The 14,992-nt window shown below is 38.4% G+C and carries 15 protein-coding genes, 1 other RNA gene and 1 pseudogene; 9 read left to right on the top strand and 8 right to left on the bottom strand.

The features are described 5' to 3' along the window. Positions 1-50: 50 nt before the first annotated feature. On the bottom strand, positions 51-461 hold the full coding sequence (locus tag ABIB30_RS26435; RefSeq protein ID WP_354306023.1) for a MerC domain-containing protein: 411 nt from the start codon (positions 459-461) through the stop codon (positions 51-53). 314 nt (positions 462-775) lie between these two features. On the opposite strand from ABIB30_RS26435, the pseudogene ABIB30_RS26430 reads away from it, so the two are divergent. Further along, a pseudogene (locus tag ABIB30_RS26430) lies at positions 776-877 on the top strand (ecotin family protein); the annotation flags it as partial. Position 878: 1 nt separating this feature from the next. On the opposite strand, the gene ABIB30_RS26425 reads toward ABIB30_RS26430, so the two are convergent. Continuing rightward, positions 879-2,621 carry a hypothetical protein gene (locus tag ABIB30_RS26425; protein WP_354306022.1) on the bottom strand — a complete coding sequence of 581 codons (1,743 nt, stop codon included), beginning with the start codon at positions 2,619-2,621 and terminating at the stop codon, positions 879-881. 173 nt (positions 2,622-2,794) lie between these two features. On the opposite strand from ABIB30_RS26425, the gene ABIB30_RS26420 reads away from it, so the two are divergent. Beyond that, on the top strand, positions 2,795-4,027 hold the full coding sequence (locus ABIB30_RS26420) for an MFS transporter (RefSeq protein WP_354306021.1): 1,233 nt from the start codon (positions 2,795-2,797) through the stop codon (positions 4,025-4,027). 169 nt (positions 4,028-4,196) lie between these two features. Beyond that, a complete protein-coding gene (locus tag ABIB30_RS26415) occupies positions 4,197-5,693 on the top strand; it encodes a gluconokinase (protein WP_354306020.1) in 1,497 nt (498 codons plus the stop codon). Positions 5,694-5,755: 62 nt separating this feature from the next. Here the strand turns inward: ABIB30_RS26415 and ABIB30_RS26410 are convergent, their stop codons facing one another. Continuing rightward, complete coding sequence (locus ABIB30_RS26410; RefSeq protein ID WP_354306019.1) at positions 5,756-6,436, bottom strand: hypothetical protein; 681 nt, start codon at positions 6,434-6,436, stop codon at positions 5,756-5,758. A gap of 133 nt (positions 6,437-6,569) precedes the next feature. After that, positions 6,570-6,788, bottom strand: coding sequence for a hypothetical protein (locus tag ABIB30_RS26405; protein WP_354306018.1), 219 nt, complete (start codon positions 6,786-6,788; stop codon positions 6,570-6,572). 124 nt (positions 6,789-6,912) lie between these two features. Here ABIB30_RS26405 and ABIB30_RS26400 point away from each other — a divergent pair, with 124 nt between their 5' ends. Then, positions 6,913-7,395, top strand: coding sequence for a copper resistance protein NlpE (locus tag ABIB30_RS26400; RefSeq protein ID WP_354306017.1), 483 nt, complete (start codon positions 6,913-6,915; stop codon positions 7,393-7,395). A 183-nt stretch (positions 7,396-7,578) separates the two neighbouring features. Then, positions 7,579-9,273 (top strand): serine hydrolase domain-containing protein, encoded by a 1,695-nt coding sequence (locus tag ABIB30_RS26395; RefSeq protein WP_354306016.1) that lies wholly within the window; start codon positions 7,579-7,581, stop codon positions 9,271-9,273. Between the two features lie 60 nt (positions 9,274-9,333). On the opposite strand, the gene ABIB30_RS26390 is transcribed toward ABIB30_RS26395, so the two are convergent. From ABIB30_RS26390 to ABIB30_RS26375, 4 genes are all read right to left on the bottom strand, one after another. Further along, the gene (locus ABIB30_RS26390) at positions 9,334-10,743 is read right to left on the bottom strand and encodes a sigma-54-dependent transcriptional regulator (RefSeq protein ID WP_354306015.1); all 1,410 of its coding nucleotides are present in this window, start codon (positions 10,741-10,743) and stop codon (positions 9,334-9,336) included. Between the two features lie 67 nt (positions 10,744-10,810). Next, an RNA gene (gene rnpB, locus ABIB30_RS26385) (RNase P RNA component class A) lies at positions 10,811-11,200 on the bottom strand. A gap of 34 nt (positions 11,201-11,234) precedes the next feature. Beyond that, positions 11,235-11,654, bottom strand: coding sequence for a c-type cytochrome (locus ABIB30_RS26380; RefSeq protein ID WP_354306014.1), 420 nt, complete (start codon positions 11,652-11,654; stop codon positions 11,235-11,237). Between the two features lie 2 nt (positions 11,655-11,656). Further along, on the bottom strand, positions 11,657-12,310 hold the full coding sequence (locus ABIB30_RS26375) for an SCO family protein (protein WP_354306013.1): 654 nt from the start codon (positions 12,308-12,310) through the stop codon (positions 11,657-11,659). Positions 12,311-12,410: 100 nt separating this feature from the next. Here ABIB30_RS26375 and ABIB30_RS26370 point away from each other — a divergent pair, with 100 nt between their 5' ends. The 4 genes from ABIB30_RS26370 (at position 12,411) to ABIB30_RS26355 (ending at position 14,992) form a co-directional block, all read left to right on the top strand. Continuing rightward, the gene (locus ABIB30_RS26370) at positions 12,411-13,412 is read left to right on the top strand and encodes a beta-ketoacyl-ACP synthase III (RefSeq protein WP_354306012.1); all 1,002 of its coding nucleotides are present in this window, start codon (positions 12,411-12,413) and stop codon (positions 13,410-13,412) included. A gap of 6 nt (positions 13,413-13,418) precedes the next feature. Then, positions 13,419-13,793, top strand: coding sequence for a hypothetical protein (locus ABIB30_RS26365; protein WP_354306011.1), 375 nt, complete (start codon positions 13,419-13,421; stop codon positions 13,791-13,793). Positions 13,794-13,943: 150 nt separating this feature from the next. Then, on the top strand, positions 13,944-14,378 hold the full coding sequence (locus tag ABIB30_RS26360; protein ID WP_354306010.1) for a hypothetical protein: 435 nt from the start codon (positions 13,944-13,946) through the stop codon (positions 14,376-14,378). Further along, complete coding sequence (locus tag ABIB30_RS26355) at positions 14,378-14,992, top strand: SCO family protein (RefSeq protein ID WP_354306009.1); 615 nt, start codon at positions 14,378-14,380, stop codon at positions 14,990-14,992. Before ABIB30_RS26360 ends, ABIB30_RS26355 begins: the two co-directional genes overlap by 1 nt.

Raw genomic sequence — 14,992 nt, 5'->3', positions numbered from 1 at the left:
GCAAAATAGACATATTGTTTATACAATTATAAAAAGCGTTTCAAATTTTATCATTTGTGCCCAGAATCGTTAATTTCGTGATGTGTACATGACCTGTTTAATCTCCAGTTGACCAGGTGAGCTGCTGCTACTGTAAATCCGCCTAAGGGAATTAAAATTGGTTCGAGGCTTTCTATACCAGAAAAATGACCAGTAGCGATCAATGCGAAGCCGCTGAATAAAACTATAAAAGGAAATAATTTACGATGTTGTTTCCGGTAGGACATACTTAAAGAGAGTGTTCCCAATATTACAGATACGATGATCATAGAGATTTCCACCCATTCATTACTTAAAAATTCAAGCCCTAAAAGTGGGAGAGTAGTCAGAAATATAGGAACTAAGGCACAATGAATTGCACATAAAGCAGATGCAGTCATTCCGAGCCGGTCGAGGCGTTGTGTAGTTTTTGAAAGGGCCATAATATGGAGTATTGAGCTAAAATCTCAAACACAATTAAAGAATTGCGTCTGTTATAAATGAGGTACAAATATAGAAGCAACTTTATTGCATTTAATCTGTGTCAGGTCATATTTCTATTTAAATAGAATCCTTCTGCCACCTTTCTTGCCGCTGGAATTATATAAATTAAAATATAATCACATGAAATTATTGCTCGGTCTTGTTTTCGGATTAATTACTACAACAGCGCTTTCTTTTGCTCAGGATAAACAAAATCTGAAAATTTATCCGGCACCTCAAGAAGGATTCCAACGGGCTCTAGCTAACACGCTATAATAGCAAATTACCCATTGTAGTTTATGCGCCCAAGGGATTTCAGGTTAAATATAAAATCTGGACAAGGAGCCAAAAGCAACTGGACGCAGTAGTCAAATAAATTACTCCCTTACATAATACCCAATATTCATTGCACTATTGGGTATTAAATTGTTCCATATCATCCTGACGCCATCTTCACTGTCTTTATATTTAAGTTCAATTGTCCTGCGTAATTTATTGACTGTTGCACATTCCTTTGGAGATAAATAAAAATCGTGTTCCTGAAAGAACTCCATTAAACGATTGAAATTTCTTCTCAAATATTTATCAGATTGACTAAGTTTAGTCAGCTCTCTGATATGGGCTACAATAATTGAATGTTTGACCTGAGCTTTAAGGTCAGGAATGAGATCAATCAGGCCATCTTCTGAAATCACGACCAAAACGGTCTGCGCTTTATTGATCATATGCTCATAATATCTGACTGCAGAGTTATAGCGTGCGCCTCTGGAAGAATCGCCATTTGCTGTAGCTATACCATCTAAAATGACGCCTATCGCATGGCAGGTACAATCAATATCAATTAATACTGCACCATCGATAGAAGTGATTTGGTGGATGATATCTTTGTTAATCCGCATTGGTTTAATCTTAAAACACTGGCTGTTCAGTCGTATAGCTTCCTGATCTGCTTCTGAAGAAATAGCTAAAATAGTTCCGTGTTTTTGTTTGGTTGCTTCCATTGTGACTTCCCAAAGCGCATTTAACTTTGACTTATCAATTCCGTGAAAGACCCTTTTCAAACTGGAATAGAATTTTTCTTTATTGATCTTTTCGTTATGCAATGCTGGCATTCTGAACGAAACAGACATCATAATATGATTATGGTGTAAAACTTCCCAGTGAAAATGTTTAGTGAAATGGACAATAAACAAAGACTCATCATGGTAATTATATTTTCCTGTTAACTGGCCTAAACCATAAATCCAGACTGAATCCGAGAGCATCATTTGCTTGTTGTCTGCCAATTCCAAAAACTTTCTCATCCTGCGGAAATCTTTAATATGAATAGGATTTTCGAGCAACATCGTCACTTTAACATTAGGATGCTCTTGCTTTGCAATGACCATTTTTCCAAAACCTTCTTCACCCTCATATTTTAAAGAGGAAATGGTATTACAAGCATCAAACAACACATGCAATCCGCTGGAATTTTGCCCGGCAAGAGAAATTGTAGTCAGAAAATCATGCCCAGCTTTACTTACGAGCTCATCGCGGCTTTTAGCAAGCACATTAAAATCTGATTGTGGCTTTGATTTCAGTGCATCTGCAGCAGCATCCAGATATACTTTGATAATACTCTCCAGGAAAGAGCGGCTAATGTGCTGACCGTTCGCAAGGGTGTTCTTAGTCAGGTAATAAAAAGTACTGAGTAGTTGTCTGCTTAATTCCAGAACCGCATAAACAAGATATCCATTGACATAAACTGGCTCAGAGAAGAAATATGCATTGTTTTTTCCATTCACATGTGTTCTTAAAATATGTTGCATCTCTGTCGTATACGCAGTATTAAGCAGCCCGGTATGGCTCTGTTTCTCTACTTCGTTCTCTTGTTTAACTAGTAAGCTATGCTGTATACTTAATGCTTTTAAAGACATAAAATCCTTCATTTCATATTCAGCGTCCGGGCATTCCAGACTCACAAAAGGAAGGTGCATATCAGGTTTAAGCAATACACCAATCAGAAAAATCCGTGGAGAAAGCCTGTCATCTAATGAATTAAAAAGTTCTTCTGCTGCAAGTTGCAATGAAATCTGGCAATGCTGCTGATGTTCCCAAATCATGTTATTCGCGCCTGTCATACTTAGTGTCGTATTTTTAAAGTAGAGTTTTGGCTATAATAGATCTGGGTTTAATTGATTAATAAATGATTACCCGCAAATATATTCGATTTTTTACAACTCAATTGTTAAAGAAAGTTAATTAGGTGAGGCATAAATTACTACATTAGTTCCACAAAAAAATATTCTACCTGATGCAACCAAACAAAGCCTCTAATGCTGCCTTAAGCGCAGCTATTTTAGTAGCCTCTCTGGGCTACTTTGTTGATATTTATGACCTTTTATTGTTTAGTATTGTCCGTATCCCGAGTCTGAAGTCACTTGGACTTAGCGGGACGCAATTAACCGATACTGGTATTATGTTATTAAATACCCAAATGATCGGTATGCTGATCGGAGGTATTTTATGGGGGATGCTGGGTGATAAAAAAGGCCGTTTGTCAGTATTATTCGGCTCTATATTTCTTTATTCTCTGGCAAATATCGCCAATGGTTTAGTACACTCGGTTAATGCTTATGCGTTCTGGCGCTTTATTGCGGGGCTTGGGCTTGCAGGGGAACTAGGGGCGGGGATTACGCTTGTTGCAGAGCTGATGCCTAAAGAAAAGAGGGGGTATGCAACCACCATTGTGGCCTCTGTTGGAGTTAGTGGTGCTGTAGTAGCCTATTTTATCGCGCAAATGTTTGATTGGCGTACTTCTTTTTTTATTGGAGGAGGACTAGGTTTATTCCTGCTTTTACTTCGTATCGGGGTAGCAGAGTCGGGTATGTTCAGTCAATCCAAAGAAGCGAGTAACCGGGGGGATTTCTTCGCCCTATTTAAGAATAAAGTTCAGTTTGCTAAATATATCCGGTGTATTTTGATTGGCATTCCCCTATGGTTTGTGGTAGGAATCTTAATTACATTATCTCCTGAATTCGGTAAAGTATTACGTGTACAGGGAGAAGTAAGCGCAGGTGCAGCAGTTGCCTGGTGTTACGGTGGAATTGTGATTGGCGATATCGCTGGTGGACTAATCAGTCAATGGCTGAAAAGCAGGATTAAAGTTGTTTATATTTTTCTGGGAATGGCCACTATTGGCATTACTGCCTATTTTACGCTATATGACCTCAGTCTACAGCATTTTTACTGGTTATGTGGCGGTATAGGTTTAACTGTTGGTTACTGGGTGATCTTTATGACCATCGCCACAGAACAGTTTGGGACAAATATCAGGGCAACTGTCACTACGACTGTCCCTAACTTTGTACGTGGGGCTGTTGTTCCATTGACCTTACTTTTTCAATTGTTAAAAGGGGCTTTCGGCGGAAATATTATCCATTCAGGAATTACAGTCGCGATTATCAGTTTTGCTGTTGCATTTTATGCCTTAAGCAGAATGAAAGAGACTTTCTCTAAGGATCTGGATTATGTAGAAGAATTTTAGCGCTTGTTTATCTATATATAAAGATATCAAGGTGTCTTTGTGTGAGGCTTGCTGTGATGATAAAGATCAAAGCAAGCCCTTTTTTGATTATGACATATCAAATCCATCTTTTGGAATAAAGTTTTGCAGCAGAAAGGTTAAAGTCTAAATTGCAGCTTAAACGATCATCATGCAATATATCCTTGGAATAGACATTGGAACCGGAAGTACTAAAGCGGTAGCCGTAGGGGCTGACCATAAAGCTTTCGAGAGCAGTCAATATTTTTATCCAACTGAGGTTACACAACCTGGTTATAGTGAACAGGATCCTGAGCTGATCTGGCAAGCCTTTCAGCAAAGTATAACTGCTGTAGTTTCCAGATTGAAGTCTGGCCCGCAGGCAATCAGTTTAAGTTGTGCGATGCACAGTTTGATTGCTGTAGATGAAAATGGAAAAGCATTAGCGCCAATGATGACCTGGGCAGATAGCAGAAGTACTCCTGTTGCTACATCTTTACTGGCCACTCCGCTGGGTGCAGCTTTATATAAAGCAACGGGTACACCAGTTCATTCGATGTCCCCTTTGTGCAAAATCATCTGGATCAGGGAGAATCAACCTGAATTTTTTAAAAACGTTCATAAATTCATTTCTATCAAAGAATATATCTGGTATCGTTTGTTTCACAGTTTTGAAGTAGACCATGCTGTTGCTTCCTGTACCGGGCTAATGGATGTTCAGCAACTGATCTGGCACCCGGAAGCATTGGCTGCTGCTGGAATTAAGCCAGAGCAGCTTTCTGATCTGGTCAGCACGCATTATTTAAGAAGAGATTTTGATGTTGCACCGGCTTTAGCTTGTTTGGACAAGGATACACCTTTTGTGATTGGAGCAACGGACGGTTGTCTCGCCAATTTAGGTACAGGGGCAGTAAAATCAGGGATTGCAGCTTTGACTATAGGAACAAGCGGTGCGCTGAGGGTAGCGGGGAATACTGCTGTACTGAATGAAAAGGCAATGACTTTCAGTTACCGTTTGGATGAAGAGACTTTTATCAACGGAGGCCCTGTAAATAATGGAGGGATTGCTTTAAAGTGGCATATGAAGAATGTACTTCAAAAAACCGAACTCAACGAAAGTGATTACAATGAAATACTCCGTAAAATTGAGACTGTAAAACCTGGTGCTGAGGGACTAATTTTTCTTCCCTATTTGCAAGGAGAACGTGCTCCGATCTGGGATTCCAAAAGTTGTGGTACATTTTTCGGGATACATTTGAATCATCAGACTGCCCATTTCACCCGGGCAGTGATTGAAGGGATTTGTTTTGCGTTGAACGATGTTTTATTGGCATTGACGGCTTCCGGACAGGAAATAAAGCAGTTAAACGTGAGTGGGGGTTTTGTGACTTCGGCCATCTGGTTACAAATTATGGCTGATATTACAGGTAAAAGACTTTTACGCTATAGTGTAGAAGATGCTTCGGCAGTAGGGGCGGCTTATCTTGCTTTTAAGACGCTTGGTTTGTCAGCAGCTTATCCGCTCCCAGATCAGCAGGACATTACTTATATCGAGCCTGATGAAGAGAATCATTTGAATTATCAAACCAGCTTTGGTTTTTATAAAACGATATACGAGCAGTTAAAAGGAGTCATGCATGAAATGTATGATTTGCAGAATAAGGGTTAGCCTTAAAAAAGAAAAGCTGTTAATCTCATGAGATTAACAGCTTTTCTTTTCATATCATAGTCTTATTGATGAACGGAGTTGTAACTCTTTACCAAAGAGGTCAGAGATTTCGCATCAAAATATTCTATTCCTTTAATGCGTTCGGTCAGATCCTGATCATCCGACATTTTCTCCATTAAGATATTTTTAATATACTGTGTATTGGTATCTGAATTATCCGGAGTAATCTCCATCATATCGCCAGAACCTGGCTTTTCTATGTAATATAATGCACGTCGTTCTCTTCTGGGACGGTCATCGTCATCTCCACGGCCGCCAAAGCTTACGCCACCGCCAATTCCAACACCACTATAGCCTCCGGTTCCAATACCCAAACCTATAGAAGGGGAGAAACGCACCCGTCTTCTTGGCTTTTCAACAACGCCTGTGCTGCCTCCCATTGAATATAAGTTCAGTTTGCCCGCTTCTACTAATTTAAAGAAGCGGTAACCATTCTTTTTATTCGCTATAAAAGGTTTGCTGACATAGGTTTCCCCATTCCATAAAAACTCTTTGATATCTTTAGCGCTATACTGTGCCATTGTTCCATCGTCTTTTTTCAGACCAACAGTCAGGAAATCAGTTCCTTGTATTGTTCCCCGGACAAAATTACCAGTATCAATCACTACAGCATCTTGTGCTGAAGCAGCCAGTGCAAGTAAAGAGAAGAGTACCAGCGTACTCACATATTTTATTAACTTCATATCGATTCAAATAACTTCTTATCAATTCAAATAACGTGAATTATTTACTAATTGTTGTCATAAGCAGCTCAGATATGTAAAATGCCCTGAAAATTATCCAGGGCATTCATTTTATGCTGTTCAGTCAGGAAACTTAAGCTGCTTTTTTTACAGGTGTTGTCGTCTTAACTGTAGTTTTTTTTAGTTCTTTGTTAGTTTTAAAACGTTTATCCGGTGTTCCGTCTTTTTTCATAGGCTGCTTATTCTTTTTATAGCGCATATCTTTTGAACCATCCTTTTTTGTTTGAGCAAATGTTTGCGTGGTTGTAAAAGCCATTACAGCCAACAGCATCATAACGATTAACTTTTTCATATTGCGGTTTTTTTTAATTTACATGAAGCTATAAAACATTTTCCAGATTCGCTAGTATATCCAGCCGAATTATAATCTGGCGTATTTCTTGCTTCTTTAAGACATAACATACAAATAACGTACCATGACAAAACAAATTCTGGCAATTGCGATTACTGCCTGCACCATATGGGGATGCGGGAATTCAAAAACTTCTGAAAAACTAAATGCAGATAGTCTGACTAAAGACAGCTTAACTATGGGCGCTGTAAAACCTGACGGCCTGAAGGTTACTGATGAACATAACTCCATGAACGCTGTAGATTGGGACGGCACTTACAAAGGGGTTGTTCCTTGTGCAGATTGCGAGGGAATTGAAACTACTTTGGTTTTGGGTAAAGAATTGACCTATATAATGAAAACTAAATATCTGGGTAAAAGCGATGCGAAGGTTTTCGAGGAAAAGGGAAAATTCAACTGGGATAAAAGTGGTCAGGTTATCACATTGGATGGTATCAAAGACGCACCAAATAAATATTTTGTAGGGGAAAATAAAATCATTCAACTGGATATGGATGGTAAAGAGATTACCGGAGAACAAGCAGATCTTTATATTTTGAAAAAATAAGATTCAATATAGCTGCCAAACTAGAAAAGAGGTTGCATCCAGATTTTAATCTGGATGCAACCTCTTTTTTTTGAAGATGTATTTCTATAGTTATAATTTTATAGTTTTTTAATTAATTGAGAAATAATGAAACATAAAATATAATCCGGAGTCTTATGAATATCTTAACCGGCTCGTTAAATTATGAAAACATATATTTTACTTTTACTAACCTGGGTTTGTAACCCACAACTTTTGTCTGCCCAGACAAATGACTCTTTAGCCACTAAAATTGACACAATTTTTAAGCTTTATAACCATACCAAAGGTCCTGGCGCTGCAGTAGCTATTATTCGTGATGGTCAGGTTATTTTAAAAAGAAGCTATGGTATGGCTAATCTGGAATATAATATGCCTATTACTTCCACTAGTGTATTTGATATTGCCTCCTTAGCCAAGCAATTTACGGGGTTAGCTATTTCAACCTTGATTCAGGAAAGAAAGCTTGCTGTGAATGATGACATCCGTAAATATTTGCCTGATGTTCCTGATTTCGGGAAGACTATAACCATAGGTAATCTTTTACATCATACCAGTGGCCTTAGAGATTTTCCGGAAGCTCTTATGGCCGCGGGGTGGAATTACAGTGAAGTATGTTCTTTTGAAGAGGTAATGAAATTAGTGAAACATCAAAAGGAGCTGGATTTTGAACCTGGAACCAAAGAATCATATAGCAATACCGGTTATAATCTGCTGGCTGCAATTGTAGAAAAGGTAACTGGAAAATCTTTCGTTGAATGGACTGGTATAAATATTTTCAAACCTTTAGGAATGAATTCCTCTCAGTTTATTAATTATAGCAATATAATCATTCCAAATCTGGCAACTTCTTATTACGGTGAAAATAATGATTATGGAAAGTATCATGATGTATTGACTGCTTATGGATCAAGCTCCATGTATTCATCTTTAGATGACTTGAGTAAATGGGTTATTCATTTTCAGGCTATGGTACATTCGAAGAATCCAGTTTATATGCGGATGATTGAAGGAGCAAGTTTGAATAATGGCGAAAAAGTGAATTATGGATATGGGTTAAGATTAGAGGAAAGATTAGGCCTGAAAACTATTGAGCATACAGGTGCGTGGATTGGCTACCGTACTAACATCATAAATTTTCCTGAGCAAAATCTCTCCTTGGTTATTTTAAATAATGCTGGCGACAATCAAGTGGGTGGAATATATGCAAATGAATTAATTAATCTTTTCTTTAAAAACAATAAGATTTTAAATGAAAACCGGGTAGAACTGATCAAAAACATACCCACCCAAACTCTGAACATATCATTATTGAAAAAATATACCGGTGACTTTATGCTGGATATTGACGGTGGTGTCCCACTCAGCTTTACAATAGATAGCGGAAGATTGGTCAATAATAATATTTTTGGAAGCACTATATTGGAAGCCAAATCTGATTCTACCTTTTATATCGCTAAGGAACAGGCAGCAATAATCTTCGGCAATAGTGCAGATGGACTTAGTCATGTATTGACCTATCGGAATTCTACTACCTCAATAAAGGGTAATAGAGTGGCTGTTTCAAAGAAGAAATTAAAACCTTTTTTACCGGGGGCAGAACAGTTAAAATTATATACTGGGAACTATTATAGTGAAGAACTGCAAGCGACGTATAAAGTTGATTTTGTTAAAGGAGAACTTCAGATCAGTCATTTTCGAAGAGGAGAATTTAAGCTGATACCTAATAAAGATCTCGAAAATCAATTTAAAGCAGCTATTGGAATCATTGACTTTTATAGAGATAAAGGTCTTCAAATAGCAGGTTTCAAATTATCCGGAAGTAAAATAGTGAATATGCGCTTTAGGAAGATTTCCTAAATGCAAAAAAAAGGGATAAGCAATGCTAATCCCTTTTTGCTATTCAAGCGAATAAAAATATTATTCAGTAACTCTTTTTAAGCCGAATTTCTCAATCTTACTGTAAAGGTGACTGCGTTGAATATCAATATCGTCTGCAGTTTTAGAAACGTTCCAGTTGTTCTTTTCCAGTTTAAACTTGATAAATTCTCTTTCAGCATGATCTTTATAATCCTGGAAATTTGTGAATTTATCATAATTGGTTGACCCAGCAGATGAACCGTTGACATTACCGCTAAAACCATGGTTAGCAGCACCAATATTAGTTCCACCACCTGGATTTGCAAATGCAGTAACCTCATGTTCAGAGATTATTTTATCACTTAGAATGATCAGACGTTCAATCATATTATGTAACTCACGAACGTTTCCTGTCCATGGTAAATTTTGTAACGCAACCATTCCCGCCTCACTGATCTTTTTAACCGGCATGCCGTAGTCTTTACAGATATCTTCCAAAAAGCTCATGGCAATTTCAGGAATATCTTCGCGGCGTTCTGTTAAATGAGGGACATGGATGTTGATGACATTTAAACGGTGGTATAAATCCATTCTGAAATTACCATCTTCAATTTCTTTCATCAGGTCTTTGTTCGTAGCGGCAAGCACACGTACATTAACTTCTAATTCCTTTTCACCACCAACACGTGTAATTTTATGTTCTTGTAAAGCGCGAAGTACTTTTGCCTGTGCAGAAAGACTCATATCCCCGATTTCATCCAGGAATAAAGTACCCCCGTTAGCCAGTTCGAATTTACCAATACGTTGTTTAACAGCAGAGGTAAATGATCCTTTTTCATGACCGAAAAGTTCACTCTCAATCAATTCAGATGGAATCGCAGCACAGTTCACTTCAATTAAAGGATTCTCTGAACGGTGTGATTTTTCATGTAACCAACGGGCTACTAGTTCTTTACCGCTACCATTAGCACCTGTAATCAATACACGGGCTTCGGTTGGGGCAACACGCTCAATAGTTTCTTTGATTTTATTGATATTCTCTGAACTACCCAGAATATCTCTTGTTTTACTTACTCTGCGTTTTAAAACTTTGGTTTCAGTAACCAGGTTACCTCTGTCCAGTGCATTTCTGACAGTAATCAGTAAACGGTTTAAATCAGGTGGTTTTGAGATAAAGTCAAAGGCGCCTTTTTTGCTTGCTTCAATGGCCGTCTCTACAGTACCATGGCCAGAGATCATAATAAATGGTAAATCAGGACTGTAGGCCAATGCTTGTTCAAGCACTTCCATACCATCCATTTTATTCATTTTTATATCACATAAAACCAGGTCGTATTTCTTTTTTTTGATCAGATCTAATCCGTCAACTCCATTATCAATATCCTCTACCTCGTAATTTTCGTACTCTAAGATCTCACGTAATGTGCTTCTTATCGCACGTTCATCATCAATAATTAATAATTTAGCCATAGGGGGTTGTTAGTCTTTTATCGGATACGAATATATTTACTAATTATCAAATAATACAGATAAAATAAAAAAATGCAAGCCTGTAAGCCGGGTTCTGTACCTTGATAAATCAAGGCTTCTACCATTAATCTACTATAAACGTCGCCATTTATCTCTAACGACCTACCCACTGACATCGGACGAGCAGCCCTACATGCGTCAGCCTATTTGGTCTTTCAACTCCCGGGGTTTGCCAGCCCTTCCGGTCACCCGGAAAATTCGTGAGCTCTTACCTCACGATTTCAACCTTACCTGTGCTCTTTCAAGCCATCGGCGGTATATTTTCTGCGGCACTTTCCATAATTCAGGTTTTCAATCCTAAACCTCTTCCCGTTAGGAAGCGAGATGCTCTGTGTTGCCCGGACTTTCCTCTTTAAGATGCCGGAGCATTACTTACAGCGATAGAACAGCTTGCATTTTGCGCAAAGGTACAGAAACCGATTTAAAAAATACTACTTGCAGTTCTTTAGATCATTTTCTACCTGCTGAGTACTGTACATCCCTTGTTTATGCCCAAAGCCATTGGTGATATAGACTACTAATTGTGCGATATCTATATTGGCCAGGTTAAATTCCGGCATCTTGCCTTCATAAACCTGTCCATGTACCGTAACCGGCGTTGAAATTCCATTTTTAATAATACAAGCAAGTTTTTCTTTGTTCGCTTTCATAAAAACACTATCAGTGAGGGGAGGGGTTAAAGTACCGAGTCCTTCACCTTTTGCACCATGGCAATTCTGACAATGTTTAATATAAAGATCTCTTCCGTTTACATAATACGCATCCTGTTGGACAGTCTCGGCTGTCTGGCAAGAATAAAACATGCTGATCAGCGTTAGCGAAACCAGACTGATTACGATAAATTTCCTCATGTCTATTTTTTATCCTCCGCTAGTAAAACAGGAATATCTTTTTCTAATTGTGCTACTTGTTCAGGATTTGTTCCGTCGTAAGCGCCACGGATCCTTCTGTCTTTATCAATTAAGACCAAAAAGCCCTGGTGAACGTATCCGTCTCTGTTTGCACTATCTACATTAACAGCAACAAGGTAACTTTTCTCTGCTAAAGTATATACACTGTCTTTCGGGCCGTATACAAATTGCCATTTCGGGCCATCTACACCAAGTTTTTCTGCATACTTTTTAAGCACTGAAGGTGTGTCATACTTAAAATCTATCGTATGTGATAAAAACATGACATCAGGATTATTTTTGAACTTTTCTGAGATCATTTTCAAGTTTCTATGCATAATAGGGCAGATACTTGTGCAAGAAGTAAAAAAGAAATCTGCAATATAGATTTTATCTTTAAAATGGTCGTTTGTAATATATACACTATCCTGATTCAGGAATTTAAAAGCTGGTATTGTTTGATATATGGTATCAACACCAGTCGTCCCATCGCTGTTTTTAACTGTTTTAGTGTCTCTTAAGCCATATATTGGAAGTTTTCTTTCATTCTTGCAGGAAGAAGCAAACACTGTGGCAGTCAGTAAAATAGCGCAGATAAGTGTGTATTGATGTCTCATAATATAATTTGTTGATCCGGCAAAGGTACACTACTGTAAAAATAAAGTGTAACACAGCTGTAAATATTTATTAGTTTTGCGCCAAGAATTGTAATGCTTAATGAGAAAGAGATATAATGCTGCCATAACAGCTTTGGGAGGATATGTACCGGAAACCATTTTAACCAATCACGATCTGGAGAAAATGGTGGATACAAATAGTGACTGGATTATTTCAAGAACTGGTATCCATGAGAGAAGAATCCTTAATGATGATTCACTTGCAACCTCCGACTTAGCTACCATGGCAGTCAAAAGACTGTTGGAAGATAGTCACATCAACCCGGATGAAATCGAATGCGTAATTGTAGCTACAGCTACTCCTGACTATATTATGGTTTCGACCGCAAGTATTGTCTGTGAAAAAGCAGGATTGAAAAATGCGTGGGGGGTGGATTCCAATGCGGCCTGTAGTGGCTTTCTCTACGCGCTGACTTTGGGTGCAAGCTTAATTGAGAGTAACCGTTACAAGAATGTAATTGTTATTGGTGCGGATGCAAACAGTTCTATAGTAAATTACGAAGACAGAAATACCTGTATTCTTTTTGGTGATGGTGCAGGAGCAGTTTTGCTGGAGCAGACCGAAGCCGAAACAGGCTTAGTAGATAATGTGTTCAGAACCGATGGTGTTGGTAAAGAACATTTGATTGTGACCGCTGGTGGTTCATTAAATCCATCTTCACTGGATACGCTTGGCAAGAAACAGAATTACATTTCTCAAAATGGAAGGATAGTTTTTAAAGCTGCAATTGAAGGCATGACGCAGACTTGTAATGAGATCATGGAGAGAAATCACCTGGAGATCAAAGATATCAACTGGTTAATTCCTCATCAGGCTAACCTTAGGATTATTCAGGCTGTAGGTGATAAATTAGGTTTGAAAGAAGACCAGGTAAAAGTTAACATTCAGCTTTACGGTAATACAACTGCTGCAACGATCCCATTGTGTATGTGGGAATTTAAAAACGATTTCAAAGAAAATGATAACTTGTTGCTAACCGCTTTTGGCGCAGGATTCTCCTGGGGTGCAACCTATTTAAAATGGGGTAAATTAAGGGGGTAAAAATCCATGTTCACACGCTTTATAGCTATATTACTTTTATTGTGTTCGGCTTCTGTAAGCCTGTCGGGACTTTTTGTCGTTGCGGGTTTCGAAATGAACCAAGGGTATATCGCGAAAGAGCTTTGCGTGAATAAGGATAAGCCACAATTGCATTGCAATGGCAAATGTTACCTGATGAAAAAGCTTAAACAGGCGGAGGAAAAGGAACAAAAACAAGATCATCAGTTCCAGAAAATCCAATTGCAGGAAGCTATAGCCTATATCCCTTTTGTATTTAAACAATATTCTTTTATTGCGATAAATCTGCGTATTCCCTTCACAACGGGAGTACCAGTTGCGCGTCTGAACGCTATTTTCCATCCTCCGCAGCTGGCCTGCTAATACCTCTTTTTAATTCAATTTTTTTATAAGTCTGTTTGTTATTAAACAGGCTATCAAATGATGTAATGTGTTTTTGCAGGCATCAGGGTTGTTTTTACAGCTCCGGATGCTGCGGGAAACGTGTATATATCGCTATTAAAACAATACAATATGAAATTATTTTTAGCCGTACTCGTATTAGCTACAGGAGCAGTTGCCTGTACACAAACTCCAAATTATAAGACAGAGAGAGATGATGTCATGAAATTTCATGATGTGGTGATGGAAGATCATGGCATATTAGTCAATAATCAGATGAGATTGGATTCTATGCTGAAAGAGATGCCAGCACTGAAAACCAGGTTTCCTTCTACCGATACTTTAAAAGAAAAAGTAGTGATGAAAGCGACTTTGGACAGATTAAATGTCGCTGAAGAATTGATGAACGACTGGATGCACAAGTTTGAACCTGATGTTACCGGTAAATCCAATGAAGACGCGGTTAAGTATTTTAAAGCAGAACGGATTAAAATCGGAAAGATCGACAGTTTGTATAAAGCTGAAATTCAATCGTCTGATGCTTACCTGAAACAATTCAAGAAATAATGGGAAAAAGATTAATTTACCTGTTTTTGCTGCTGGCAGTAGTAACAGGCTGCAAAGATAAAACGAAAAGGCTGCCTTTCCTGCAACAGGATATCACCGGTACGGATACGACCTACCGGACTATTCCGGCTTTCAAGTTTCTGAATCAGGATAGTGCTGTGGTGACCAATAAGGATTTTGACGGCGCTATTTATGTCGCTGATTTCTTTTTTACTTCCTGCCCTACAATCTGCCCGACCATGCACCGCAACTTGTTGAAAGTATATCATAAGTACTTAAACAATCCAGAAGTCAAACTAGCTTCACATACTATTGATGTGAAATATGATACGCCTTCAAGAATGAAAGCTTATGCCACTAAACTTGGGATTAAAGGTACACAATGGGAGTTTTTATGGGGCACAAAAGAGCAAATTTATGCTTTGGCAGAACGTAATTACCTGGTTTCTGTAGGACAGGATAAAGCCGCACCCGGTGGATTTATCCATCAGGGTTATCTTGTGCTGGTAGATAAGGATAAAAGGATCAGAGGCGCTTACGATGGAACAGTAGATGCCCAGGTTGAACAGCTCATGAAGGATATGGATATCCTGCTGGCAGAATATAAACACTAA

The sequence above is a fragment of the Pedobacter sp. UYP1 genome (assembly GCF_040547305.1).
Lineage (GTDB): Bacteria > Bacteroidota > Bacteroidia > Sphingobacteriales > Sphingobacteriaceae > Pedobacter.
Note: the sequence above shows the minus strand (reverse complement) of the source record. Positions and strands in the feature narration are given on the sequence as shown.

Bases quoted from the DNA above. Each gene is read 5' to 3' on its own strand.
- ABIB30_RS26400 (WP_354306017.1), top strand. From the start codon at position 6,913: ATGACAAAACAAATTCTGGCAATTGCGATTACTGCCTGCACCATATGG.
- ABIB30_RS26390 (WP_354306015.1), bottom strand. From the start codon at position 10,743: ATGGCTAAATTATTAATTATTGATGATGAACGTGCGATAAGAAGCACA.
- ABIB30_RS26435 (WP_354306023.1), bottom strand. From the start codon at position 461: ATGGCCCTTTCAAAAACTACACAACGCCTCGACCGGCTCGGAATGACT.
- ABIB30_RS26370 (WP_354306012.1), top strand. From the start codon at position 12,411: ATGAGAAAGAGATATAATGCTGCCATAACAGCTTTGGGAGGATATGTA.
- ABIB30_RS26355 (WP_354306009.1), top strand. From the start codon at position 14,378: ATGGGAAAAAGATTAATTTACCTGTTTTTGCTGCTGGCAGTAGTAACA.
- ABIB30_RS26395 (WP_354306016.1), top strand. From the start codon at position 7,579: ATGAAAACATATATTTTACTTTTACTAACCTGGGTTTGTAACCCACAA.
- ABIB30_RS26375 (WP_354306013.1), bottom strand. From the start codon at position 12,310: ATGAGACATCAATACACACTTATCTGCGCTATTTTACTGACTGCCACA.
- ABIB30_RS26425 (WP_354306022.1), bottom strand. From the start codon at position 2,621: ATGACAGGCGCGAATAACATGATTTGGGAACATCAGCAGCATTGCCAG.
- ABIB30_RS26420 (WP_354306021.1), top strand. From the start codon at position 2,795: ATGCAACCAAACAAAGCCTCTAATGCTGCCTTAAGCGCAGCTATTTTA.
- ABIB30_RS26415 (WP_354306020.1), top strand. From the start codon at position 4,197: ATGCAATATATCCTTGGAATAGACATTGGAACCGGAAGTACTAAAGCG.
- ABIB30_RS26405 (WP_354306018.1), bottom strand. From the start codon at position 6,788: ATGAAAAAGTTAATCGTTATGATGCTGTTGGCTGTAATGGCTTTTACA.
- ABIB30_RS26360 (WP_354306010.1), top strand. From the start codon at position 13,944: ATGAAATTATTTTTAGCCGTACTCGTATTAGCTACAGGAGCAGTTGCC.
- ABIB30_RS26410 (WP_354306019.1), bottom strand. From the start codon at position 6,436: ATGAAGTTAATAAAATATGTGAGTACGCTGGTACTCTTCTCTTTACTT.
- ABIB30_RS26380 (WP_354306014.1), bottom strand. From the start codon at position 11,654: ATGAGGAAATTTATCGTAATCAGTCTGGTTTCGCTAACGCTGATCAGC.
- ABIB30_RS26365 (WP_354306011.1), top strand. From the start codon at position 13,419: ATGTTCACACGCTTTATAGCTATATTACTTTTATTGTGTTCGGCTTCT.